At 56.0% G+C, this 24,456-nt stretch carries 24 protein-coding genes; 18 read left to right on the top strand and 6 right to left on the bottom strand.

Annotation, left to right across the window (positions count from 1 at the left end; translation table 11 throughout):
• The first annotated feature begins 2 nt into the window (after positions 1 to 2).
• The 3 genes from aat to infA all read left to right on the top strand — a co-directional run bounded on the left by aat (position 3) and on the right by infA (position 1,897).
• Positions 3 to 749, top strand: a complete 747-nt coding sequence (aat, locus tag YERSI8AC_RS07200) for a leucyl/phenylalanyl-tRNA--protein transferase (protein ID WP_009288042.1) — start codon at positions 3 to 5, stop codon at positions 747 to 749.
• Positions 750 to 812: 63 nt separating this feature from the next.
• Positions 813 to 1,547 carry an arginyltransferase gene (locus YERSI8AC_RS07195; protein ID WP_171051131.1) on the top strand — a complete coding sequence of 245 codons (735 nt, stop codon included), beginning with the start codon at positions 813 to 815 and terminating at the stop codon, positions 1,545 to 1,547.
• 131 nt (positions 1,548 to 1,678) lie between these two features.
• Positions 1,679 to 1,897: a translation initiation factor IF-1 gene (infA, locus tag YERSI8AC_RS07190; protein WP_007111068.1), complete on the top strand. Its 219-nt coding sequence runs from the start codon at positions 1,679 to 1,681 to the stop codon at positions 1,895 to 1,897.
• Positions 1,898 to 2,088: 191 nt separating this feature from the next.
• Here infA and clpA read toward each other — a convergent pair whose 3' ends face one another.
• The 3 genes from clpA to YERSI8AC_RS07175 all read right to left on the bottom strand — a co-directional run bounded on the left by clpA (position 2,089) and on the right by YERSI8AC_RS07175 (position 7,386).
• Positions 2,089 to 4,365 carry an ATP-dependent Clp protease ATP-binding subunit ClpA gene (gene clpA, locus YERSI8AC_RS07185; RefSeq protein ID WP_022520422.1) on the bottom strand — a complete coding sequence of 759 codons (2,277 nt, stop codon included), beginning with the start codon at positions 4,363 to 4,365 and terminating at the stop codon, positions 2,089 to 2,091.
• A 139-nt stretch (positions 4,366 to 4,504) separates the two neighbouring features.
• A complete protein-coding gene (gene clpS, locus YERSI8AC_RS07180) occupies positions 4,505 to 4,813 on the bottom strand; it encodes an ATP-dependent Clp protease adapter ClpS (RefSeq protein WP_035538640.1) in 309 nt (102 codons plus the stop codon).
• A 338-nt stretch (positions 4,814 to 5,151) separates the two neighbouring features.
• On the bottom strand, positions 5,152 to 7,386 hold the full coding sequence (locus YERSI8AC_RS07175) for an NADP-dependent isocitrate dehydrogenase (RefSeq protein WP_159176431.1): 2,235 nt from the start codon (positions 7,384 to 7,386) through the stop codon (positions 5,152 to 5,154).
• A gap of 175 nt (positions 7,387 to 7,561) precedes the next feature.
• Here YERSI8AC_RS07175 and YERSI8AC_RS07170 point away from each other — a divergent pair, with 175 nt between their 5' ends.
• The 9 genes from YERSI8AC_RS07170 to YERSI8AC_RS07130 all read left to right on the top strand — a co-directional run bounded on the left by YERSI8AC_RS07170 (position 7,562) and on the right by YERSI8AC_RS07130 (position 16,620).
• The gene (locus YERSI8AC_RS07170; protein WP_159176430.1) at positions 7,562 to 8,197 is read left to right on the top strand and encodes a pseudouridine synthase; all 636 of its coding nucleotides are present in this window, start codon (positions 7,562 to 7,564) and stop codon (positions 8,195 to 8,197) included.
• Entirely contained in the window at positions 8,197 to 8,637 is a 441-nt protein-coding gene (locus YERSI8AC_RS07165) for an NUDIX hydrolase (protein WP_159176429.1), read from the top strand. Before YERSI8AC_RS07170 ends, YERSI8AC_RS07165 begins: the two co-directional genes overlap by 1 nt.
• 82 nt (positions 8,638 to 8,719) lie before the next feature.
• On the top strand, positions 8,720 to 9,907 hold the full coding sequence (mnmA, locus tag YERSI8AC_RS07160) for a tRNA 2-thiouridine(34) synthase MnmA (protein ID WP_141439641.1): 1,188 nt from the start codon (positions 8,720 to 8,722) through the stop codon (positions 9,905 to 9,907).
• Positions 9,904 to 10,542, top strand: a complete 639-nt coding sequence (hflD, locus tag YERSI8AC_RS07155; protein WP_027959684.1) for a high frequency lysogenization protein HflD — start codon at positions 9,904 to 9,906, stop codon at positions 10,540 to 10,542. The genes mnmA and hflD overlap by 4 nt, the downstream gene beginning before the upstream one ends.
• A gap of 83 nt (positions 10,543 to 10,625) precedes the next feature.
• The gene (gene purB, locus YERSI8AC_RS07150) at positions 10,626 to 12,011 is read left to right on the top strand and encodes an adenylosuccinate lyase (RefSeq protein WP_009288038.1); all 1,386 of its coding nucleotides are present in this window, start codon (positions 10,626 to 10,628) and stop codon (positions 12,009 to 12,011) included.
• A 63-nt stretch (positions 12,012 to 12,074) separates the two neighbouring features.
• Positions 12,075 to 13,265 (top strand): cupin domain-containing protein, encoded by a 1,191-nt coding sequence (locus YERSI8AC_RS07145; protein WP_022520430.1) that lies wholly within the window; start codon positions 12,075 to 12,077, stop codon positions 13,263 to 13,265.
• Positions 13,266 to 13,408: 143 nt separating this feature from the next.
• Positions 13,409 to 13,834 (top strand): GNAT family N-acetyltransferase, encoded by a 426-nt coding sequence (locus YERSI8AC_RS07140; RefSeq protein WP_138799971.1) that lies wholly within the window; start codon positions 13,409 to 13,411, stop codon positions 13,832 to 13,834.
• 400 nt (positions 13,835 to 14,234) lie between these two features.
• Positions 14,235 to 15,833 carry an isocitrate lyase gene (locus YERSI8AC_RS07135; protein WP_022520433.1) on the top strand — a complete coding sequence of 533 codons (1,599 nt, stop codon included), beginning with the start codon at positions 14,235 to 14,237 and terminating at the stop codon, positions 15,831 to 15,833.
• 316 nt (positions 15,834 to 16,149) lie between these two features.
• Positions 16,150 to 16,620 (top strand): glycine zipper 2TM domain-containing protein, encoded by a 471-nt coding sequence (locus tag YERSI8AC_RS07130; RefSeq protein WP_159176428.1) that lies wholly within the window; start codon positions 16,150 to 16,152, stop codon positions 16,618 to 16,620.
• A gap of 86 nt (positions 16,621 to 16,706) precedes the next feature.
• On the opposite strand, the gene YERSI8AC_RS07125 is transcribed toward YERSI8AC_RS07130, so the two are convergent.
• Positions 16,707 to 16,988 carry a hypothetical protein gene (locus YERSI8AC_RS07125; RefSeq protein WP_027959688.1) on the bottom strand — a complete coding sequence of 94 codons (282 nt, stop codon included), beginning with the start codon at positions 16,986 to 16,988 and terminating at the stop codon, positions 16,707 to 16,709.
• Positions 16,989 to 17,164: 176 nt separating this feature from the next.
• Here YERSI8AC_RS07125 and YERSI8AC_RS07120 point away from each other — a divergent pair, with 176 nt between their 5' ends.
• Entirely contained in the window at positions 17,165 to 17,647 is a 483-nt protein-coding gene (locus YERSI8AC_RS07120) for an FKBP-type peptidyl-prolyl cis-trans isomerase (protein ID WP_022520436.1), read from the top strand.
• Between the two features lie 53 nt (positions 17,648 to 17,700).
• On the opposite strand, the gene nikR is transcribed toward YERSI8AC_RS07120, so the two are convergent.
• Positions 17,701 to 18,102: a nickel-responsive transcriptional regulator NikR gene (nikR, locus tag YERSI8AC_RS07115; protein WP_027959689.1), complete on the bottom strand. Its 402-nt coding sequence runs from the start codon at positions 18,100 to 18,102 to the stop codon at positions 17,701 to 17,703.
• A 107-nt stretch (positions 18,103 to 18,209) separates the two neighbouring features.
• Between nikR and YERSI8AC_RS07110 the strand changes: the two genes are divergently transcribed.
• The 5 genes from YERSI8AC_RS07110 to YERSI8AC_RS07090 all read left to right on the top strand — a co-directional run bounded on the left by YERSI8AC_RS07110 (position 18,210) and on the right by YERSI8AC_RS07090 (position 23,062).
• The gene (locus YERSI8AC_RS07110) at positions 18,210 to 19,799 is read left to right on the top strand and encodes an ABC transporter substrate-binding protein (RefSeq protein WP_022520438.1); all 1,590 of its coding nucleotides are present in this window, start codon (positions 18,210 to 18,212) and stop codon (positions 19,797 to 19,799) included.
• The gene (locus YERSI8AC_RS07105; RefSeq protein ID WP_201304202.1) at positions 19,790 to 20,770 is read left to right on the top strand and encodes an ABC transporter permease; all 981 of its coding nucleotides are present in this window, start codon (positions 19,790 to 19,792) and stop codon (positions 20,768 to 20,770) included. Before YERSI8AC_RS07110 ends, YERSI8AC_RS07105 begins: the two co-directional genes overlap by 10 nt.
• A complete protein-coding gene (locus YERSI8AC_RS07100; protein ID WP_159176427.1) occupies positions 20,767 to 21,567 on the top strand; it encodes an ABC transporter permease in 801 nt (266 codons plus the stop codon). The genes YERSI8AC_RS07105 and YERSI8AC_RS07100 overlap by 4 nt, the downstream gene beginning before the upstream one ends.
• Before the next feature lie 63 nt (positions 21,568 to 21,630).
• Positions 21,631 to 22,455, top strand: coding sequence for an ATP-binding cassette domain-containing protein (locus YERSI8AC_RS07095; RefSeq protein WP_159176426.1), 825 nt, complete (start codon positions 21,631 to 21,633; stop codon positions 22,453 to 22,455).
• The gene (locus YERSI8AC_RS07090) at positions 22,448 to 23,062 is read left to right on the top strand and encodes an ABC transporter ATP-binding protein (RefSeq protein ID WP_022520441.1); all 615 of its coding nucleotides are present in this window, start codon (positions 22,448 to 22,450) and stop codon (positions 23,060 to 23,062) included. Before YERSI8AC_RS07095 ends, YERSI8AC_RS07090 begins: the two co-directional genes overlap by 8 nt.
• A gap of 177 nt (positions 23,063 to 23,239) precedes the next feature.
• Here YERSI8AC_RS07090 and YERSI8AC_RS07085 read toward each other — a convergent pair whose 3' ends face one another.
• A complete protein-coding gene (locus YERSI8AC_RS07085; RefSeq protein WP_022520442.1) occupies positions 23,240 to 24,430 on the bottom strand; it encodes an MFS transporter in 1,191 nt (396 codons plus the stop codon).
• Positions 24,431 to 24,456 lie beyond the last annotated feature (26 nt).

Raw genomic sequence — 24,456 nt, 5'->3', positions numbered from 1 at the left:
TAATGCTACCTTGGCTTTCCTCGCCACATCCTAATTTTCCAACTACCTCCCAAGCGCTGGCCTCCCCCAATGGCCTACTGGCCGCCGGAGGGGAGCTCTCGCCCGCTTGGCTGGTAGAAGCCTATCGGCAGGGCATATTTCCCTGGTTCAGCGACGACGACCCCATTTTGTGGTGGAGTCCAGACCCGCGCATGATACTCCTACCTGAGCAATTTAAGCAGCGTCGTAGCCTCACCAAACGATTACGCCATGGTGGCTTTCATATCACCCTGGATCAACACTTCGATCAGGTGATTCAGGCCTGCGCCGCCCCGCGTGGTGAAGAGGCGGGCACCTGGATTACAGACGAAATGCGCGAGGCCTACGGGCTACTGCATGCTCTAGGCATTGCTCATAGCATCGAAGTCCATCAACACGGCCAATTGGTGGGCGGGCTGTATGGCATCGCCATGGGGCCGGTGTTTTTTGGCGAGTCGATGTTCTCCCACGCCCCGGATGCTTCGAAGGTAGCGCTGGCCCATCTCGCCAGGGCCATGCGCGAACATGGCGGAAAACTCATCGACTGCCAAATGCACACGCCTCATCTGGCAAGCCTGGGCGCTATTACAGTCGCTCGCGAGGCATTCATCAACTATCTTAAAAACTGGTTACCCGATAAGGCATTTACGTTTACCACGTCACCCACTGAAACACCCACTGTTCCTGCATCGCTCTGGCTTAAGGCGATTGCCACCGAGGGTAATGCGTAGTGATGAACCATCGTGACGAACTTATTCTGTTCCAACCATTTTTTTACAATGAGGAGGCAGGCCGTGAGTAGTAACACTCCGCGTCGGCCGGTGCGGGATTTGCGCTTTTTCCTTACCGTGCCGCATGCCTGTAGCTATTTACCCGGCAAGGAAGCGACAACGCTGTTTCTCGACCCGCAGGAGTCGCCCGTTCCAGGTGTCTATGACTCGCTGGCGCTGCTAGGGTTTCGTCGCAGTGGGCGCCATCTTTACCGCCCTCACTGTGAGGGCTGCAACGCCTGCCGCTCGGTGCGTATTCCGGTTGACCAGTTTGCGGCTAACCGCACGCAACGAAAAATTTGGCGCCGCAATGCCGATATAAGCATCCGTATTGTGCCTGCTCACTTTGCGTCTACCCACTACTCGCTTTACGCGAATTACATTCGTCAGCGCCATGCTGACGGCGATATGTTCCCGCCCAGCCGCGAGCAGTACCGCACCTTCCTTACCCTTGATGAGTCCTATGCCCATCTGATGGAGATGTACCTCGACGAAGAGCTGGTTGGTGTGGCTGCATTCGACCAGTTGGAGCATGGGCTCTCGGCAATCTACACCTTCTTTGCCGTTAGCGAGACTCTGGACAAGCGCTCACTAGGCACTTTTGCCATTCTTCAGCTCATCGAGCTCAGCCGCAAAAAAGCGCTGCCGCACCTTTATTTAGGGTATTGGATCGAAGAGTGCCGTAAGATGCGCTACAAGCAGGCTTTCGCGCCATTGGAAATACTCGATGGACGCCATTGGCGGCCGCTGATTCGCTAAAAATGCCAGCTTTTTTGCCTTGACGACGGGCTTACGGCACAATATAGCGCTGTTTCTTGAGTGCCCACCTAGCGGCACTCAAATTCTGACCGATAATGACATTACTAACTCATCAGTGAGGACATGCCTATATGGCACGCGAAGATCATATTGAAATGGAAGGCGTTATCGTCGATACCCTTCCGAATACCATGTTTCGGGTTGAGCTGGAAAACGGTCACGTTGTTACCGCTCATATCTCCGGCAAAATGCGCAAAAACTATATCCGCATTCTGACCGGTGACAAGGTAAAAGTTGAGCTGACACCTTACGACCTGTCTAAAGGCCGTATCGTTTACCGCTCGCGCTAAGTCGTTACACCATTAACGCGCTCGGCTGACTTTAACTGTGCCAGCTAGACTGTCCTTTAACGACAGCGCCGATTAGCGTCAATGGCGGTTCACTAAAAACGACAACGCCCCGTCGATGACAGGGCGCTGCGTTTTTATGCATATAGCATGAGTATTAGAAAGATAGCTTTTAGCACGGCTTAGCGCCCTTTTCAGGGCGCATCTGCCATCTCAGTCTCTGTGGAAAGGTGTAACTCGCCCTCCTCCAGGCTAACGTGGACAATACCGCCCTGATCAGCCAGCTCTCCGAACAGAATCATTTCGGCTAATGGCTTCTTCAGCTTCTCTTGTATGAGGCGCGCCATTGGACGTGCACCCATGTCAGGATCGTAGCCTTTATCGGCCAGCCAATCCCGCGCCATGTCGTCTACATCCAACTGAACACGCTTCTCATCCAACTGCGCCTGTAGTTCGATCAAGAACTTGTCGACCACATTGCGCACCACCGAGACCGGCAGCGAGTGGAACTGAATAATACCGTCCAGGCGGTTGCGGAACTCCGGTGAGAAGGTACGGCGGATCACTTCCATGGCATCGGTGGAGTGATCCTGGTGCTGGAAGCCAATGGAGCGACGCGACGCCTGCTCCGCACCAGCGTTAGAGGTCATAATCACGATAACGTGACGGAAGTCCGCTTCACGCCCGTTGTTGTCCGTTAAGCGGCCATGATCCATGACCTGCAGCAGTAGGTTAAAGACTTCCGGGTGCGCTTTCTCAATCTCATCCAACAACAACACGCAGTGCGGCTGTTTGGTCACTGCTTCAGTCAGTAGACCACCCTGGTCGTAACCGACATAGCCTGGAGGCGCACCAATCAGGCGCGATACGGTATGACGCTCCATATACTCGGACATATCAAAGCGCACCAGTTCAATGCCCATGATATGCGCCAGCTGTTTGGCCACTTCGGTTTTACCCACACCGGTGGGACCTGCAAACAGGAAGCTACCAACGGGCTTATCGGGAGATTTAAGCCCGGCCCGGGACAGCTTAATAGCCGCAGAGAGACTATCAATCGCCTCATCCTGACCGAACACCAGCATCTTCAGGTCACGATCCAGCTTCTCGAGCAGCTTGCGGTCGGAGCTTGAAACACTCTTCGGTGGGATACGTGCAATGGACGCTACCACGGCTTCCACTTGCTCGACATCGATCGTCTTGGCGCGCACTTCTGGCGGCAATAGACGCTGGTGAGCCCCTGCCTCGTCAATCACGTCAATCGCTTTGTCGGGCAGGAAGCGGTCATTGATGTAGCGATCCGCTAAGCGCGCTGCGCTTTCAAGCGCACCATCGGTGTACTTAAGTTCGTGGTGCTCTTCAAAACGTGAACGCAACCCTTTGAGGATTTTGATGGTGTCTTCCACCGACGGTGCCATCACATCCACCTTCTGGAAGCGCCGTGCCAGAGCACGATCTTTCTCAAAGATGCCGCGGAACTCCTGGAACGTAGTCGAACCAATGCAGCGCAATTCGCCCGAAGAGAGCAGCGGCTTGAGCAGATTGGACGCATCCATCACGCCACCAGAGGCGGCACCTGCACCAATCACCGTGTGAATCTCATCAATGAATAGCACAGCGTTAGGCTGCTTGCGTAGTTCGCTCAGCAGGCTTTTGAGGCGTTTTTCAAAATCACCACGGTACTTGGTACCGGCCAGTAGCGCGCCCATGTCCAGCGAGTAGACCACCGCATCGGCAATAACATCGGGAACGTCTTCTTCGACGATACGCTTGGCAAGGCCTTCGGCCACGGCGGTTTTACCTACACCCGCCTCACCGACTAACAACGGGTTGTTTTTGCGCCGACGGGCCAGAATTTGCACCACGCGCTCAAGCTCGTGGTCGCGGCCAATCAGCGGATCAATTTTACCCAGCCGTGCCTGTTCATTGAGATTGGTAGCGTAGCCAGTGAGCGGATGCGCAGCGCCCTCACTGCCACCCTCCTCCGCGTCTTCACTCTCAGGTGAAGAAGGCGAGGGAGACGGCCCGTGACCGGCCACTTTGGAGATACCATGGGCGATGTAGTTGACTGCATCGACCCGCGCAACGTTCTGCTGCTTAAGGAAGTATACCGCCTGACTCTCCTGCTCGGAAAAGATCGCCACCAACACATTGGCACCGGACACTTCGCTTTTGCCAGATGACTGAACGTGGAAGACCGCCCGTTGTAAAACACGCTGAAAACCAAGCGTGGGCTGGGTCTCACGATCACCCTGGCCTTCTGGAATCAGTGGCGTAGTCGAGTTAATAAAATCCTGCAGATCGGACCGCAGCTTGTCGAGGTTAGCCCCGCAGGCCTTCAGTACGTCTACCGCTGAGGCATTATCTAGCAACGCTAGCAGCAGGTGCTCAACGGTCATAAACTCATGGCGCTTTGAACGCGCCACGGTGAAGGCCGTGTTCAGGGTCATTTCAAGTTCTTTGCTCAGCATGGCAGTCCCCTTTTCGCTACTACCTAGGGCGTGTCGCCACCTAGGGCTTGCGTCGGATCAATTTAGTCGACCGGCACTCTCAACATCGGGTACAAATGGCACGGTTGCAAGCCTCACCACCAATTATTTCTCAACGCTTTTAATTGGCGGCCTCAATATCACTTATCAACGGGTGCTCACACTCACGGGCATATTCATTTACCTGATAGCTTTTTGTTTCGGCTATATCGCGCGTAAACACGCCACAAGTGCCCTTTCCTTGGGTATGTACGGCGAGCATGACCTGAACGGCCGTCTCGCTGTCCATGTTAAAAAAATCTTGCAGCACTTCAATGACAAATTCCATCGGCGTGTAATCGTCGTTGTGAAGCACTACCTTATAAAGCGGTGGTTGCGCCAGCGCCGGTTCTGCTGACTGTACCGCTATATCACCATCTTCATCGGGCATATCTGGCCGCGTCATCCCCGCTTTTACGGGTAACACGGTCAAGTATGAACTATCTTGGTTGGGCATAAGCTGCACGGTTGGTTGTCTCGACACTGACCGATGGAAGCGTTTATCAGACCTCACATCGCCAATTCACTAGTGTAGTTTCTTAACTGTAGCCTCTTAACTACTATAATTTCTTAACTACTATAGCTTATTAGCCTAAACGTAAGACGCTTTCGATCAGCAAGGGTTCATGGAAAACTTAAAATATTACAGAGCGCAATAGCGAGTGCAATGCAACCCCCCCGCCCGCCAAGCGGACGGGGGTCATTCAGCCTAATCACAGGCGGTCTCTATTAGCCTTTTGCGACCATGGCAAGCGTTTCGTTGAGAGTCTGGCTGGGGCGCATCACCTTAGCCGTCAGCTCGTGATCCGGGTGGAAGTAGCCACCAATATCCGCAGGCTGGCCCTGAACGCTGTTCAATTCATCGACAATGGTCGCTTCTTTGGCCGTTAGCGCGTCAGCCAGGCGTCCGAACAGCGTCTGCATTTCGCTATCTTCGCTCTGCTCTGCCAACGCTTCAGCCCAGTATAGCGCCAAATAAAAGTGGCTGCCGCGATTGTCCAGCTCACCCACTTTGCGCGACGGCGACTTGTTGCTATCCAGGAACTTGCCGTTCGCCTGATCGAGCGCTTTGGCCAGCATTTTTGCCCGAGCGTTATCGAAGGTGCTGCCCAGGTGTTCAAGGGATGCCGCCAGGGCCAAAAACTCGCCCAGCGAGTCCCAGCGCAGATGGTTCTCTTCCAGCAACTGCTGAACGTGCTTGGGAGCAGAGCCGCCAGCGCCGGTCTCAAACAAGCCACCGCCATTCATCAATGGTACGATTGAGAGCATCTTGGCGCTGGTGCCGAGCTCCATAATCGGGAACAGGTCAGTCAGATAGTCGCGCAGTACGTTACCAGTGACGGAGATAGTGTCTTCGCCCTTGCGGATACGCTCCAGAGAGAAGCGCATGGCCTCTTCTGGCGTCATGATACGAATATCCAGGCCAGTGGTATCGTGCTCTTTTAAGTAGCTCTCGACTTTCTTGATCAGTTGAGCATCGTGGGCGCGCTGGGCGTCCAGCCAGAAGATAGCCGGCGCTCCGCTTTCGCGGGCACGATTAACCGCCAACTTCACCCAATCGCGAACCGGGGCATCCTTGGTCTGGCACATCCGCCAAATGTCGCCCTGCTCAACGCTGTGCTCAAGCACTACATTGCCGCTGGTATCGGTGACACGTACGGTACCGTCGGTAGGAATCTGGAAGGTCTTATCGTGGGAGCCGTATTCTTCAGCTTTCTGGGCCATCAAACCTACGTTGGGTACGCTACCCATAGTCGTCGGATCAAAGGCACCGTGCTGTTTGCAATCATCGATGACCGTTTGATAGATACCGGCGTAGCAACGATCAGGAATGACGGCTTTGACGTCGTGCAGTTGGTCATCGGCGCCCCACATTTTACCGGAATCGCGGATCATCGCCGGCATGGAAGCATCGATAATCACATCGCTGGGCACGTGCAGGTTGGTGATCCCTTTATGGGAGTTCACCATCGCCAAACGCGGGCGCTCGGCATAAAGTGCTTGAATCTCATCCTCAATCTGGGTCTGGCGCTCTTCCGGCAGTGACTTAATGGCCGAATAGAGATCGCCGATACCGTTATTGGGGTCGAAGCCCGCCTGCTGGAGGTCATCTGCGTGCTTACTCAGCACGTCCTGATAAAACTCGCTGACCACCATACCGAACATGATCGGGTCAGAGACCTTCATCATGGTCGCTTTAAGGTGCAGCGAGAACAGCACGTCTTTGGCTTTTGCGTCAGCGACTTCGTCGGCCACAAAACGACGCAGCGCGTTACGGCTCATGACCGCAGCGTCGACGACTTCGCCTTCCAGTACCGAGGTTTTCTGCTTGAGCACCGTGGTGCTGCCGTCTTTAGCGACCAGCTCGATCTTGAGATCGGTGGCTTTTTCAATCAGCGCGGACTTCTCGCTGCCGTAGAAATCGCCTTCACTCATATGCGCCACATGGGACTTGGAGTCGCTGCTCCACTCACCCATGCGGTGGGGATATTTGCGGGCGTAATTCTTGACCGACAGCGGAGCGCGGCGATCCGAGTTACCTTCACGCAACACCGGGTTAACGGCGCTGCCTTTAGTTTTGTCGTAGCGCGCCTGAATGTCTTTCTCTTCATCGCTTTGGGGCGCTTCAGGGTAGTCAGGAAGTTTGTAACCCTGCTGCTGCAACTCTTTAATCACCGCCTTTAGCTGAGGCAGAGAGGCGCTAATGTTGGGCAATTTGATAATGTTAGCTTCTGGGGTCTTGGTCAGTTCGCCAAGCTCCGCCAGGTGATCGCCGATCCGTTGCTCTTCGCTCAGATAGTCAGGGAACTGAGCAATGATGCGAGCGGCCAGGGAAATATCGCGGGTCTCTACCTGAATGCCGGCAGAATCGGTAAAGGCATCGATAATCGGCAGTAGGGAGTGCGTCGCGAGCGCGGGCGCTTCGTCAGTGAGCGTATAGATGATCTTCGGCGTTTTGGTCATTTTTGCGTTAACCTCTCTCTTTTCGCTGCGATGGCAAGAAATCTTGAGCGGAGCGCGAGCTCAACGATGGGCGCCCCATCAGGTAGCCGGAGTATACCAGCGCTGCCCGCCGTGCGCATTGTCGACATACCCATTCCTGAGAGTGAATAGAAAGTAAAAAGGCCAACGAGAAGTCATGAGCAACCTTTATTTACTGCATAAGCCTTTCCAGGTACTGAGCCAATTCAGCGACCGTGAGGGGCGGCAAACCCTGGCGCATTATGTCGATGTGAAAGATATTTATCCCGCAGGACGGCTTGACTACGACTCTGAAGGCCTACTGCTGCTCAGCGATGATGGCGAGCTGATTCACCGCATTTCTCATCCGCGCCATAAGCAGCCCAAAACCTACTGGGCTCAGGTGGAAGGGCAAATCGATGACACGGCATTGAAGGCGTTGCGCCAAGGCATTGCGCTGAAAGATGGCCCAACGCAGCCGGCCAAAGCGCACAGAATAGATCCGCCTACGACCGCACCACGCCACCCTCCCATCGACCCCAAACGCCACCCCTCGACTAGCTGGCTGGAGCTAACCATAAGCGAAGGCCGTAACCGCCAGGTTCGCCGTATGACGGCCCATGTCGGTTACCCCACCCTGCGCTTGATTCGCGTAGCGATCGGCCCCTGGCGGCTGGATGGTTTGGCACCTGGCGAATGGTGCAAAGAAGCCCTACACGCGCCCAGACCGACGAATACGCCCCCAAGTCAGCGACGAATTGCTCCGCGAAAAGATCAGCGTAGGCGGCCCACCACAAAACGCAGGAACCCCTGATGAGCCTTATTCGCAGCACGGCGGCCTGCGTCATCCAGCAGGGCGAGCGCTTTTTGATGGTAGAAGAGCAGCGGGGCGGCCCGCAAAGTGTGTTTAACCAGCCCGCTGGGCATATTGAACCCGGCGAAGGCCCCATAGCAGCCATTCTGCGCGAGGTACTGGAAGAGACTGCTTGGCAGGTATCGCTCACCGGATATCTGGGTTTATACGTATTTCATACCAACGAAGGGCAAACGTTTCACAGCCACGGCTTTATTGCCGCACCGCTTCATCAACTCGACCTCCCCCTCGACCCGGATATCTTTGCCACCCATTGGCTTACCATTGAGCAAATACGGTCGCTAGATCAGCAGGCGCGCCTACGCAGCCCGCTGGTACTCAAACGTATCGAGGATGCACTCAGCGAGCCTGGCTATCCCCTGTCGGTGATTCGCGAGTGAAGCACTCGAAGCCATTACCCCCCATCGTGTATAATCCTCGCCCAACTGCACACTGCTTATTTGCACCCTACTTCAACTGAGGATGCCCATGTCATCCACTGAACCAACTACGCCAGGCTCATCCACCACTGAGTCATCCGCCACAGCCGCTAATGGCAAAGTGATTGTCGGTATGTCCGGCGGCGTCGACTCGTCCGTTTCGGCCCTTCTCCTCATGCAACAAGGCTATGAGGTCGAAGGCCTGTTTATGAAAAACTGGGATGAAGACGACGGAACCGAATATTGCACGGCCAAAGAGGATCTCGCCGACGCCGAGGCGGTCTGCGCCAAACTGGGCATTAAACTGCACACCGCTAACTTTGCCGCCGAGTATTGGGATAATGTATTCGAGCACTTTTTAGCCGAATACAAAGCGGGCCGCACGCCCAACCCGGATATTCTGTGTAACCGGGAGATCAAATTTAAGGTCTTCCTTGAGTACGCTGAAATGCTCGGAGCCGACAAAATCGCCACTGGTCACTATGTTCGTAAAGGGCATGTTAGCCAAGGCGATGGCGATGTTCGCCCGCGCCTGCTGAAAGGCCTGGATAGCAATAAAGATCAAAGCTACTTCCTGCATGCAGTGCCAGAAGCCGCCATTGCCCGTACCCTGTTCCCCGTAGGTGAGCTGGAAAAGCCCGCCGTACGCGCGCTTGCAGAACAGCACGATTTGATCACCGCTAAGAAAAAAGACTCCACCGGCATCTGCTTTATCGGCGAGCGCCGGTTTCGCGATTTCCTCCAGCAGTACCTGCCCGCCCAGCCCGGTACCATTGAAACGCCGGATGGCGATGTCATCGGCAAACATATGGGGCTGATGTACTACACCCTGGGCCAGCGCCAGGGTCTAGGCATTGGCGGGCTTGCCAACTACTCCGAAGACCCCTGGTACGTGGCGGCAAAAGATCTTGATCGCAATGTACTGATCGCGGTGCAGGGTAAGCATGACCAGTTGCTCTACTCCGATACCTTGGTCACAGAGGCCATGGATTGGGTGGCGGGTGAGCCGCCGGTTCAGCAGGGGCGCTTTACCGCCAAGACGCGCTATCGGCAAAGCGACTGCAGCTGTGAAATGCGCGCGCTGCCCGACGGTGGCGTTGAGGTCACGTTTGACGACCCGCAGTGGGCGGTCACCCCTGGCCAGTCGTTGGTGCTTTACGATGGCGACATATGCTTGGGCGGCGGCGTTATTCGCGCTACCTGGAAGAAAGCCGCGGAGGCTGCTGCATGAATCCTACCCCGATTCATCGCGCCCCCGATTCTCCGGCAGTCCGCCAAGCACTTGCCCTTGCTGGCGTCTTTCAAGCCGCCAGCCTGGTCGATGAGCTGGCTCGCACCGGGCAGGTCGACACCCGCGCCTGGGAAACGCTGATTGAGGCCACTGTGGATACTAACCCGGAAAGCTTCGAGGCGATTTATGGCGGGCACCCCAATAATCTGCGCCGCGGCCTGGATACCTTAGAAGCCCTGGTGGGGCGTAAGCAGGCGAACCCGGTGGTGTTGCGCTACGGTTTTTCGCTGCTGATGCTAATGAATAAGCTGCGTACCAATAACGACATGATGGATTCACTGGGCCAAAAATTAACCCGCATTCAGGGTCAAGCCGAGCACTTTGGCACTACCCATGAAAACGTGGTGGCCAGTCTTGGGGAAGCGTACCAAGAAACGATATCCACCTTTAAAACCCGCATTGTGGTGCAAGGGGATCCATCACTGCTGCAGAGCCGCATGATGCCTGAGCGTGTACGCGCTTGCTTAATGGCGGGGATTCGCTTTGGATTATTGTGGCACCAGCAAGGCGGTCGCCGCTGGAAACTGGTATTCCAGCGTAAAGCGCTACGCCGGGCACTGGATAGCCTCAACTAGACGGCTACTCTGTTCTCGATCGACGTCTTTTCAATTAACTTGCTCTCGACTAATTTTCTTTCGAACCTCCTGGAAACGATGCCATGCAACTCTCCGCTTTGACCGCCCTCTCCCCCGTCGACGGCCGCTACGCCTCCAAAGCCGCCGCCCTGCGCGAACACTTCAGTGAATTCGGCCTTATTCGCGCCCGTGTGATTGTGGAGGTTCGCTGGCTACAGCGCCTGGCTGAGCATGCTCAGATTACCGAGGTACCGCGCTTATCTGCTGAGGCTACCGCGTTCCTTGAGCAATTGATTCGTGAGTTTTCTATCGCGGATGCCGAACGCATCAAAGAGATCGAGCGCACCACCAATCACGACGTCAAAGCGGTTGAGTACTTCCTAAAAGAGAAGATTGCAGGCCAAACCGAGCTGCATGCGGTCACCGAATTTATTCACTTTGCCTGCACCAGCGAAGATATCAACAACCTCTCTTACGGCGTAATGCTCAGCGACGGCCTGAACGCCATGCTGCCCACCATGCACGAGGTTGCCGATGACATTGCCAAGCTAGCCATTGCCCACGCCGCCCAGCCGATGCTGTCGCGTACTCACGGTCAAACCGCCACCCCGACCACGCTGGGCAAAGAGATGGCCAACGTGGCGTACCGCCTTAAGCGCCAGCTGAAGCAGATCGAAGCGGTGGAAGTGCTCGGCAAAATCAATGGCGCTGTGGGCAACTATAACGCCCACCTGACCACCTACCCGGAGATCGATTGGGAGGCCAATGCGCGTACCTTTGTGGAAGGCTTAGGGCTGACTTTTAACCCTTACACTACCCAGATCGAGCCCCACGACTATATCGCCGAACTGTTTGACGCCATTTGCCGCTTCAATACGATCCTGATCGACTTCGATCGCGACGTTTGGGGCTATATCTCACTGGGCTACTTTAAGCAGCGCACGGTTGAGGGCGAAATTGGCTCCTCGACCATGCCACATAAAGTCAACCCGATTGATTTTGAAAACTCCGAGGGCAACCTGGGCCTGGCCAACGCTGTGCTTAGCCACCTTGCGCAAAAGCTGCCGATCTCCCGCTGGCAGCGCGACCTGACTGACTCCACCGTGCTGCGTAACCTTGGCGTAGGCTTGGCATATGGGTTGATTGCTTACCACGCCAGCCTCAAAGGCATCAGCAAGCTTGAAGCCAACCCTGAGCGTTTAGATGCTGATCTGGATAACAGCTGGGAAGTGCTCGCCGAGCCGATTCAAACGGTGATGCGCCGTTACGGTATTGAAAAGCCCTATGAAAAACTCAAGCAACTGACTCGTGGCAAACGTATTGACCAAGCAGGCTTTGCGGCGTTTATTGATACCCTTGAACTGCCCAGCGAGGTCAAAACCGAATTGAAGGCGCTCTCACCGGCCAACTATATTGGTAATGCCCAGGCGCAAGCCGAAGCACTGACACATCAGCTAAACTCTCTGTAACCCATTTGTTGTGACCAACTTGCTGTGACCAACGTTGCTGCGACCACTACACCAGGACACGCCATGAACCATCACGATAAGCCGCTAACACTGCTGGGCGATCTTACCGCTGCAGACTTTCTGGCCAATTATTGGCAGCAAAAGCCGCTGCTGATTCGTGGCGCCATGCCCGACTTCATCAGCCCGATTGAAGCCGATGAACTGGCTGGACTCGCCTGCGAGCCTGGCGTAGAAGCGCGTTTGGTTGAAGAGGAGGGCCCGGATGGCCCTTGGCAGGTCTCCCACGGCCCCTTCGATGAAGCCACTTTTGAACGGCTCCCAGAAAAAAACTGGAGCCTTCTGGTGCAAGCGGTTGACCACTATGTTCCATCGGTGGCAGCGCTAATGAATGAGTTTGACTTCCTGCCTCGTTGGCGGCTCGATGACGTGATGATCAGCTACGCGCCTCCTGGCGGAAATGTGGGTGCACATATCGATCAGTACGATGTCTTTTTACTCCAAGCCAGCGGCCACCGCCGCTGGCAGTTGGGCGGCAAGCTCACGGAAGATGCGCCGATCATCCAAGGTATCGATCTCCGCATCCTGAAAGAATTCACCGTAGAGCCCGACTCCGACTGGGTGCTTGACCCCGGCGATATGCTTTATCTCCCTCCCGGCTGGGCGCATCACGGCGTTAGCCAGAGCGATGACTGCATGACCATTTCAGTTGGCTTTCGCGCTCCTTCGGCCGATGAGGCGATCACCTCCTACGCCGACTATTTGGGTGAGCAGTTGCCTGCCTCTCAGCGTTACAGCGATGCGGGCATGGCGCCTGCTCAGCAGGTCGGTGAACTGGACGACGCAGCCGTTGAGCGTATGCGTCAGCTGATTATGTCGACGCTGGATAACCCTACTCAGATTGCCCAGTGGTTTGGCCGGGTGATGACTCAGCCAAAATATGTCGATCAAGTGGTACCGCTTGAAACACCGTTGGACGAAGAGGCGCTTGTTGCTCAACTACAAGAGGGGGAGCCGCTCTACCATATGCCTGGCTCACGCTTTGCCTGGCGTCGCGATGCCAGCGGTACCACGCTATTTGTGGATGGTGACGGCCACGCCTGTTCAACTGAATTAGCCAAACGCCTAGCCGACACCACCCCTCTCTACGCCGAAGACCTTGAGCTTGACGGCGCAACTGCGCTCATCACCCAGTTGGTCAATACCGGCAGCCTCGGCTTTATGAGTGATGAAGGTGATGATGACGAGGAGTACTAAGGAACCTCTGATTAACGTGATGAGCGCAGGCCAGACAAGGCAAAAATCAACGAAAAAACGGAGTTTACGGGGTGTAAATGAGTATTTTGAGGCGATTTTTAACGCAGTATGGCCAAGCGCAATAGTTAATCGGAGGTTTCCTAATGGCGATTACCCACATTAGCACTGGCAGTTGGGAAACGCTGGGCCCAACGGCCAGCGAGATCCGCTGCAAGGTATTTATTGAAGAGCAGAGCGTGCCCCAGGATGAGGAGTGGGATGGCCTGGATCCGGCGTGCCAGCACTTTCTCGCCATGCTTGATCAGCAGCCGGTAGGCACCGCACGACTGCTGCCCGATGGGCATATAGGCCGCGTCGCCGTACTCGCTAATGCCCGCGGCACCGGTATTGGTGTACTGCTGATGCAGGCCGCGATTGAAGCGGCACGCCATGCGGGCCACTCCCAAGTGGCCCTGAGTGCCCAGGTACACGCACTGGCGTTCTATGAGCGTCTAGGCTTTATCGCCCATGGCGATGAGTTTCTGGATGCAGGCATCCCTCATCGAGAAATGACGCTTTCGCTCGATTAACAAGCCCTCTTGATTGATCTCTAGCACTGCCTCGGCAGTGCTTTTTTATGCGCTCTTGCCGCCATCTTGACGAAAAACGACTACACAAACCCTCCCTTCCTCTACCTCCCTGTCGTCGGGTTACAACGGCCTCTGCCCCCAAGTGTCAATTGTTGAAGGCGCCATCCTCGTGGATAGTTATTGCATTGCAGCGTTAAGCGGATTGGGTCAATCCATCAAGCTCAACGCTGTAGCTGAGGTCTCTAGCGTTACTGCTTCCAGCTTTCAAGACGTTTGCATGAGAGACGATTGACCTAGAGACACAATCACGAAAATCAATAATGCTAAATACAACTTCGCAGGTGCAGCATAAGCAAAAGCTGATTTGCGAAACACTATCCAGCCCGAAGAGGATAAGCTCATGACAGGACTGCTCGACGATATCAAAGCCATGGCCCAACTACGCGAAGCTCAAGGCGGCAAGTGGGAAACCATCAAACCTGAGTATGCCGCTCGCATGCGTGCACAGAACCGCTTTCACACCGGCCTGGATATTGCGCGTTACACCGCCAAGATCATGCGCGAAGATATGGCCGCCTATGATGCCGATACCGCCCAGTACACCCAGTCGCTAGGCTGCTGGCACGGCTTCATTGGTCAACAGAAGCTAATCTCGATCAAGAAGCACTTTGGCACCACCAAACGTAGCTACCTCTACCTTTCCGGCTGGATGGTTGCCGCGCTGCGCTCCGAGTTCGGCCCGCTGCCCGACCAGTCGATGCACGAAAAAACCTCCGTCGCGAACCTGATCGAAGAGCTCTATACCTTTCTAAAACAAGCCGATGCCTGGGAGCTTAACCACTTGTTCCGCGCCCTCGATGAAGCCAAAGAGGCTGGCGACAAATCAAAAGAGCAGGAACTGATCGGTAAAATCGATAACTACGAAACTCATATCGTACCGATTATTGCTGATATCGACGCTGGCTTTGGTAATGCAGAAGCCACCTACCTGTTAGCCAAGAAGTTTATTCAAGCGGGCGCCTGCTGCATCCAGTTGGAAAACCAGGTCTCTGATGAGAAGCAGTGTGGTCACCAGGACGGTAAAGTTACTGTGCCCCACGAGGACTTCCTGGCCAAAATCAACGCCGTGCGTTACGCCTTTTTGGAACTCGGCATTGAAGATGGCGTTATCGTCGCGCGTACCGACTCACTCGGCGCGGGCTTGACGCAAAAAATTGCCGTTACCAACGAGCCAGGCGATCTCGGCGACCAGTACAACAGCTTTTTGGACGGCGATGTGATTGAAAACGCCGCCGATATCAACAACGGCGATGTGGTCATCAAGCAGAACGGCAAACTGGTTAAACCCAAGCGCCTCGCTTCGGGCCTCTACCAGTTTAAACCCGGCACCGGCGAAGACCGCGTTATACTGGACTGCATCACCAGCTTGCAAAACGGCGCCGACCTACTGTGGATCGAAACCGAGAAGCCCCACGTTGGCCAGATCGCCAGCATGGTCAACCGCATTCGCCAGGTCGTGCCGGATGCCAAACTGGTCTATAACAACTCTCCGTCGTTCAACTGGACGCTGAACTTCCGCCAGCAGGTGTTCGATGCATGGCAGGAAGAGGGTAAAGACGTTTCGGCTTACCAGCGTGACAAGCTGATGAGCGCAGAGTACGACGATACCGAGCTTGGCCAGCTGGCCGATGAGTGGACACGCAATTTCCAGCGCGACTCGTCTCGCGAAGCGGGCATCTTCCACCACCTGATCACGCTGCCAACTTACCACACGGCTGCCCTGTCCACCGACAACTTAGCGAAAGGCTACTTCGGCGATGAAGGGATGCTGGCTTACGTGAAAGGCGTACAGCGTCAGGAAATTCGCCAAGGGATTGCAACCGTTCGCCACCAGGATATGGCAGGCTCCAATATCGGTGATGACCATAAAGAGTTCTTCCACGGCGATGCCGCGCTCAAAGCCGGTGGCAAAGACAACACCATGAACCAGTTTGGCTAATTAGCAGGTTTCAACGCCATAGTTCACTATGTCCCCCTGCAACAGGAGGCCTTCGGGTCTCCTGTTTTTGCTTGGTTATACGTATTTGCACACTGTTTTCTTAATACGCTGTTAAACTCTCGGTTACACTTTTTTTGGCGACTGCTCTACCAACTTTGATCTTTTTTCATGAACGCTGGTCAAAGCCGTTAGCATCGGCTATCTTTAACGAACACTGTTCTATAACTACATCTACTCTGTGCCTGCCCAGTTATGAGCGCTATATGGATCAGGCCAATGGATGACAGTTATAAAAATAGACACTCTGGAGGTTTTAATGAAACGTCTTCTTCTACCTGTTGTCGCACTGAGCATTCTCACGCTGGCAGGCTGTGCCAATACGTCTGGTTACTCTGGTGATGTCTATCGCGGCAGCCAAGCCAAAACCGGTCAAAGTGTTACTTACGGCACTATCGTGGCGGTTCGCCCGGTGCAGATCCAAGCGGAAAGCCGTGCCGGCGGCCTTTTAGGTAGCGGCGGTGGCGCGGTTATCGGCGGTCTTCTGGGTAGCCAGGTCGGCGGTGGCTCTGGTCGTCAGTTGGCGACTGTGGCAGGCGCCCTGGGCGGCGCTGTGGCAGGTACGGCCGCTGAAGATGCGTCTAACCGCGTTAATGCGCTGGAGATGGAAATTCGTCGCGATGACGGTACCGACGTGGTTGTCGTTCAGCGTGCGGATCGCCAGTTCCAAGCCGGCCAGCGTGTGCGTTTGATTGGCAATGGCGCCAACATGAGCGTGGCACCCTATTAATCGAGAGCGTTAATCTAGCGCTTAAGTATCAAAAAAGCCCGGCCATCAAATGAGAGGGCCGGGCTTTTTATTTTATCGCGAACAGCTTAGTGATGGGTTTTATTCCCAGCCCATTTAGCCAGCGCCATGATTGCCCAGCCAATCAGGGCAAGCAGGATGACGACCAGCAGCATTTCAACCGGCTGCACCAGGGTGGTGGCCCCCAACACTGCCAGCGTAATCACCCATAGATAGCGATTGTCGCCATGGCTTTTCAAAAAACCGGGCAACACCTTATCTAACCCCTCGCTAACGCCGCTATTCCAGCGCTGATAGACAAAATAAGCAATCAGGCAAAAAGCGATAAGCCAAATAATCAAGATCGTCATTACATGCTCCAAAAGTGATAGGGCAAAGGAAAAAATGATGGTTGTAGGGTATCCCTGGTCACCCTGACGCGCAATACCGCCGAAAGTGGTGAGTAGGAAAAAGCGTCGCTACCCCCTGACAAGCCAGCGCACACGCGTTACCATATTGGGACATGCACTCACCGAAAGGTTATTCCATGCAAATTGCGCAAAACTCGGTTGTCGCGTTTCACTACACCCTGACCAACGATGCAGGTGAAGTGCTAGACAGTTCCGAAGGCCGTGAGCCGCTTACCTACCTCCACGGCGCTGGTAACATTATTCCGGGTCTTGAAAAAGAGCTGGAAGGTCGTGCAGCAGGCGAGAAGCTGAACGTTGCCGTATCCCCTGAAGAGGGTTATGGCGAGCTGCAAGAGCAGCTGATGCAAGAAGTACCCCGCGATGCGTTCCAGGGCGTTGAAAGCATTGAGCCGGGTATGCAGTTCCAAGCCCAGACTCAAGGCGGCCCTCTGATGGTGACCGTCAAGAAAGTCGAAGGCGATACGGTCGTTGTCGATGGCAACCACCCGCTGGCCGGCCAGCAGCTCAACTTTGATGTTGAGATCGCTGAAGTACGTGAAGCAAGTGCTGAAGAAGTTGAGCACGGCCACGTGCACGGCGAAGGCGGCGTTGAGCACTAAGACGCTCGCGCTACCGATCAGAAAAGGTGACCTCAGGGTCACCTTTTTTATGCCTACTCGTCAGGTATCAGCACTAACTGCCCATGACGCACGCTGCGCGACGAAGTGACTTCAGCAGCAAATTGTTTGAGCGCCCGCCCCTGGCCTTTGAGCAGCGCCACTTCCAGGCAACTGTCATGGTTGATATGTACATGCAGAGTCGAAAGCGTCAGGTCATGATGGTCATGGGAGTGACGCGTTAAACGCTTGGACAGCTCCCGAGCGGCATGATCATAGACATACACCAGCGCGCCCATGCAAGGCGAGTCAGGTGCAGCCTCTTCTCTCGCCTGTTTTAAGCCGCTGCGGGTCAAATCGCGAATCGCCTCTGAGCGGTTTTGATAGCCGCGCTCGCGCATCAACGCATCCACTTCTGCCACCAGCTCCTCATCAAGCGTTACCGTTACACGCTGCATTCACGCCCCCTGTACTGATTAACTTTGCATGCGCTGCCACCACCGGTAGTATGATGTTATTGTAAAAACATCATACTAGTGACGCTAACAGCATAAAGGATAAAGCGATGACTAAACCAACTCGGCCCATCTTACTGGGTATTGCGCTAAGTTGTTTAGTCGTAGCCTCCACTGTGCAGGCAAAAGAACAGCTGGTACTTGCCATTGGCGGCGAACCCGAACAGGGTTTCGACCCACTGCTGGGCTGGGGGCAGTATGGCAATCCACTGTTTCAGTCGACGCTACTTTCACGGGGCAAGGATCTTGCGCCGCAGCCAGAGCTGGCCACTGAGTGGCGGCTTTCTGAAGACCGCCTGACCTGGACACTCACACTCCGCGAGGACGCCCGCTTTGCCGACGGCACGCCGCTGACCGCTGAAGATGTGGCTTATACTTTTAATGCGGCGGCCCAGGCGGGCGGGCGAGCGGATCTTAGCGCGCTTGATGTAGCCACAGCGCTTGATGAGCACACTGTTTCGCTCCGCCTGAAAGCCCCGCGCATTACCTTTATCGACCAGTTGCTGACACTAGGCATTGTGCCCCACGCCGAACGTGACAACGGCTATAGCGAGCAGTATGGCCGCCATCCTCTAGGTTCTGGGCCCTATCAGTTGGTCGAGTGGCAGGAAGGCGAGCAGCTCATTGTGGAACGTAATCCTTACTTCTACGGCCCTACACCTGCTTTTGGACGGCTGGTATTTCTCTTTACCGGTGAAGACACCACACTAAGTGCCGCCCATGCCGGCCAAGTGGATATCGCATCAATTCCTCCTGCCCTGGCGGCCAATGTGCCAGCACATATGCAGCGGGTGATTATGGAGAGTGTCGATAATCGCGGCATTCTGTTTCCCATGCAGCCTGCCAATGGCGAACACGCCGCCTCCGGCGCGCCGATTGGTAACAATGTGACGGCAGATATTGCTATCCGTCAGGCGATCAACCTTGCGGTTGACCGCGATACGCTGGTGGAAGTGGCACTGCACGGTTATGGGCGCTCCGCCTTTGGCCCGGCGGACGGCCTCCCCTGGAGCGATAGCGATGAGCGCCTTGCCGCGCCCGACCTTGACCGGGCGGAGGAGATACTCGACGCCGCAGGCTGGCAGCTACGCGATGATGGCCTGCGCTATAAAGGTGGCCTGCCCGCTAGCTTTCGACTTACCTACCCTTCCAGCGATACCACCCGACAGCTGCTTGCGGAAGTCAGTGCCGAGATGGTTCGTCCACTGGGAATTGAGATACAACCCACCGGCCGTCACTGGGACGAAATCCAGCGCGAAGCACTGCACCAGGATGCCATTATGTTCGGTTTTGGCAGCCATAGCCCCCAGGAAGTTTACTACCTCTTCCACAGTCAGCATGCGGGCAACGGTTTCTACAACAGCGGTTTCTACGCTAATCCAGAGGTCGACGCTCACTTGGACGCCGCCCAGGCGGCGCCTAGCCTTGAGCAAGCCAACCGCGAGTGGCAGGCAGCGCAGTGGGACGGCACCACCGGCTACGGAGTACGCGGCGATAGTAGCTGGGCATGGCTGGTCAATCTTGAGCATGTCTATTTTACCAATACCTGCTTAGATGTCGGAGATCTAGGTGTAGCGCCCCACGGCCATGGCTGGCCGATCACCGCCAACCTGCTTGAGTGGCGCTGGACGTGCGACTAATTGCACCTATCGCCAAGCGCTTGGCTCGCCTGGCGCTGGTATTAATCTGCGTCGCCCTGGTGTCGTATGGGCTTATGATGGCCTCCCCCATTGACCCCGTTGATGCCTACCTAGGCCCACAAATGGCCCAAGTGAGCCCAGAGCAGCGCGCACTGATTGCCCAACGCTGGGGGTTTGATGAGTCAGCTGCCGTTCAGTTTGGCCACTGGCTGCGCCAGTTAGTCAGTGGTGACTTAGGCTGGAGCCATGTGTATAACCAGCCGGTCAGTGAGGTAATCGCTCAGCGCTTTCAGCGCTCCATTGCGCTACTGGGCAGCGCCTGGCTCATTTCAGCGCTGGTGGGGTTTAGCCTGGGTGTGGTGGCGGGGGCCAAAGAGGGCTCCAAGCTGGATAACATCATCAGTACCTACGCCTTTATTACCGCCTCCACGCCCGCCTTTTGGCTGGCGATACTTGCGGTGCTGCTATTTTCGGTAACCCTGGGGTGGACACCCACCTGCTGCGCAGGCCCCGCCGGGGCGTTAAACCAGGAAGTCACCCTCGCCACACGGTTGCACCATTTACTGCTGCCAGTGGCTACCCTGGCACTGCTGGGCATCGCCAGTATCACCCTGCACACCCGCACCCGCATGCTTGAGCTAATGCGCTCCGACGTTGCTACCCACGCCTTTGCTCAGGGCGCCAGCCGTCTTGATGTGGCTTGGCGCCACGGTCTTCGCCACGCCAGTGTACCGGCGATTACGCTAGCGTTTGCCTCACTGGGCGAACTGTTTGGCGGCTCCATTTTAATCGAGCAGGTATTTGCCTACCCCGGCTTAGGTCAAGCCACAGTGGCGGCGGGCCTGCGCAGTGACGTCCCACTGCTGCTGGGCATCGCACTCTTTACCGCCCTTTTTGTCAGCGTCGGCAATATGATCGCCGATAGCCTCTACGCCGTTATTGATCCACGCATTCAGCCAGGTGGTTTATGAGTCAGGCTCAACCGCGCCTTCGTGCCGCCGTCAGCCTGGGGGTCACCGCCCTGCTGGTCATGGGGCTAGTCGCTAGCCAGTGGCTGCTGGGTGATTCACCGCAACAGATGCAGTTTGACGCCCGCCTGGCACCGCCCAGCGTTGACCACTGGTTGGGCACCGACGCGCTGGGCCGTGAACTCTGGGCGCGCACTCTGGCGGGGCTGGCACTAAGCTTCTGGGTGGGCTGCTTGGCGGCGCTACTGAGCACGCTGATTGCCTTGAGCCTGGCAGCGATAGCCACGCTGTCAGCGCGGCTGGATGCGCTGGTGAGTCTGCTGATTGATACGCTGCTTAGCGTGCCTCATTTGATTTTATTAATGCTGATCGCTTTTGCCCTGGGTGGCGGTACCCAGGCAGTGATTATTGCCGTTGCGGTGACCCACTGGCCAAGCCTAGCCCGAGTGTTGCGCGCCGAACTATGGCAGTTACGGCAGGCGCCCTATGTGCGCATCTCCCGCGCTCTAGGTAAATCGCGCTGGTTTGTGCTCCACGGCCACCTGCTCCGCCATCTTATTCCCCACTGCCTGGTCGGCGCGTTACTGCTGTTTCCCCACGCCATTCTCCACGAAGCCGCATTGACCTTTTTGGGCTTTGGCTTAAGCCCCAGCCAGCCCGCTATTGGCGTGTTACTGGCCGACGCCATGCGCTACTTAAGCGGCGGTTACTGGTGGCTGGGAGTATTTCCCGGCTTGGGGCTGTTACTGATGGTACTGGGTTTCGAGCGCCTCTCAAGCCACCTACGCCGTGCGCTTTAGCGCTTTTCAGAAAAATTGGCTGTAAAAACCACTGGCTGTAAAACTATTGATGGGAGGCCTGCCGTGTTAACAATTGATCAATTATCGCTACAGCTACCTCTGTATGCCTCCTGGTGGAAGCGCGACTGGGCAACCTGCCTGGATGAATTTTCACTCACGGTGTTCCCTGGCGAGGTTCATGCGGTGGTAGGCGCCTCCGGTGCCGGAAAAAGCCTATTGGCTTATGCCATTATGGGTTTACTGCCAACACCTGCACGCTTAAACGGCCAGCTTTACTATCAAGGCAAACCGCTTAACGCGTCACGCCAACGCCAGCTTCGCGGCCGTGAGCTGGCACTGATCCCCCAATCGCTAAGCGCCTTAGATCCGCTGGTGCGTACTCAGCGCCAGGTGACCTGGGCAGCCCAGCGCGCAGGCCAGCCATCAGCACATGCTTGGCACGCCTCCCAACAAGCCCTTGATCACTATCAGCTAGATGCCCGTGCACAGCAGGCCTATGCCCATGAGCTATCCGGCGGCATGGCCCGGCGCGTGTTGACGGCCATGGCCCATGTCAGCCAAGCCAAGCTGGTGATTGCCGATGAACCCAGCGTAGGCCTTGACCCCCACCAGCGTCAGCGGGTGCTGGATGCGCTGCGCGAACTGGCCAACCAGGGCAAAAGCGTGATTCTGATTACCCACGACCTGCGCCATGCGCTGCCAATCGCCGACCGCGTCACCATTATGCGTGACGGCAAGCTGGTCGAAACTGCGCCCGCCTGCGCCTTTCAAGGCAGCGGCGCTTCGCTTACCAACGCTTATTCACAGGCATTGTGGCTGGCGCTGCCGGACAACGCTTTTGCAACGACTGCCATAAGCTGGCGTGAACAGGAGGCGCACGTTGCTTAAAGCACGCCAGCTGAGTTTTCACTTTGCCCCCAAGGTACCGCTACTTCAGGACATTTCGCTAACGCTGTGCGCGGGTCAGTGGCTAGGGTTAAGCGGCGACTCGGGGGCGGGTAAATCGACGCTAGGCCAACTGCTGGCGGGCTACTTAGCGCCCCAGGCAGGTGATATCACCCTGGATGGCGAGGCGCTACCGAAAAGCGGTGTGCAGCCTGTGCAATGGCTACCGCAATCGCCGGAGCTAGCGGTGAATCCACGCTGGCGGGTAGGTAAGATACTGCGCGAAGCCTGGACGCCTTCTGACACCCAGTGCCAAGCGTTTGGCGTGAAAGCAAAATGGCTGACGCGCTTCCCTCAGTCGTTATCGGGGGGAGAGCTGCAGCGGGTATGCGTGTTGCGAGCGCTCGCGCCGGGAGTACGCTTTCTCGTCGCCGATGAGATCTCCACCATGCTCGACCCCATTACCCAGGTTGAGCTTTGGCAGGCATTAAAACGAGAGGCCGAACAACGCCAGCTTGGCGTGCTGGTGATTAGCCACGACACCGCCCTACTGGAACGGCTTTGCCCACAGCGCTTGCACTTAAGCGAAGGGCAGCTGAAGCCATGGTAGTTGATGCCAGGGCAGGTTGAAGCGAGGGTCTTTCGACATGGCCGGAAAAATATTCCCGACCATTCCGGCATTTCCGCCATCCCTGGCGGTCAGATGTCGAAAGTAGCGCCCAGGGAGGGGTTCACAGCGCCCTCGCGGAAACCTGCGCTCGGCATCAATGCGTGCAACTGGTGAAGGTTAGCCAACCGCTTGGCGACGCTCAAAGCGCCATAGTCCGAAAGCAATTAGCAGCGTGATACTCAGCAGCAACCACGAACCGACGCTCACGCCCGACCACCCGGCCCAGCGCCAGAACGGCTCCAGCCAGAAGCCGCCCAAACTGGCTCCCACGTAATAAAACACCAGGTAGAGCGCCGAAGCGCTGCCCCGCGCGCCCTGGGCATAGCGCCCTACCCAGCTGGAGGCCAACGAATGGGCCAGGAAAAAGCCAAAGGCATTAACGGTTAAACCGACGATAATCAGCAGCAGCGAATCCGCTAAGGTAATCGCTGTGCCCAGCATTAAAATCATGACCCCCACCATCATGCATGCCGCGGGAGAAAACCGCCCGGCCAGATGCCCGGAAATCATCGAACCGAAGGTGCCGCCGAGATAGGTCAAAAAAATCAGCCCCAGACCACTGGCGGCTAATTGATACGGCGCTGCCGCCAACCGAAAGGTGATATAGCTGTATTGATTGATAAAAATCAGGAAGTTGATACCCCCCAGGCAATAAGCAGCGAGTAGCACCGGGTTACGCAAATGATTGACTAAATCGCTTGCCGCTTTGCGCAGCTCAAAGCGCTGGGGAGTAAAGGCGCGACTATTGGGCAACAGGCGCCAAAACACTCCACAGCCAATTAGCGTCATAATGCCGACCGCTAGAAATGCCGCCGTGGGGCCGCCAATTTCAGCGGCGCCGCCACCGACGATACGCCCACTGATTCCGCCAAGTGAATTAGCGCCAATATAAAGTCCTACAGCGCTTAACAGCGCAGGCTTCTCAAACTCATCGCCCATCCAGGCGATCGCCACCGCTGGCAGCCCGCCCAGCACAAAGCCCTGCACTAGGCGCAAAAACAGCAAGCTTTCAAAGGTGGGGGCGAATGCCAAGGCAATAGAACAGCCACCTGCAAGCAGCAGAGTAATGCGCATTATGCCTTCGCGACCAATGGCATCCGAGAGTGGCCCAAAGACCAACAGCGCAATGGCTAAGGAGAGAGTTGACACCGACATGAGCAGGCTGACACCTAAGGTCGAGACCTGGTAGGTCTCCTTTAACCCCGGCAGCAGCGGCTGTGGTGCGTATAAATTGATAAAAACAAGAAATGAGCCGAGGCAAAGCGCCAAGGTGGCGCGCCACCAGGCGCGCGATTTGGCTTCAATCATGCCGTTCCTAAAACGTGTTCGATCTG

This window comes from Halomonas sp. 113 (assembly GCF_904067645.1).
In the GTDB taxonomy this organism is placed as follows: domain Bacteria; phylum Pseudomonadota; class Gammaproteobacteria; order Pseudomonadales; family Halomonadaceae; genus Vreelandella; species Vreelandella titanicae.
Note: the sequence above shows the minus strand (reverse complement) of the source record. Positions and strands in the feature narration are given on the sequence as shown.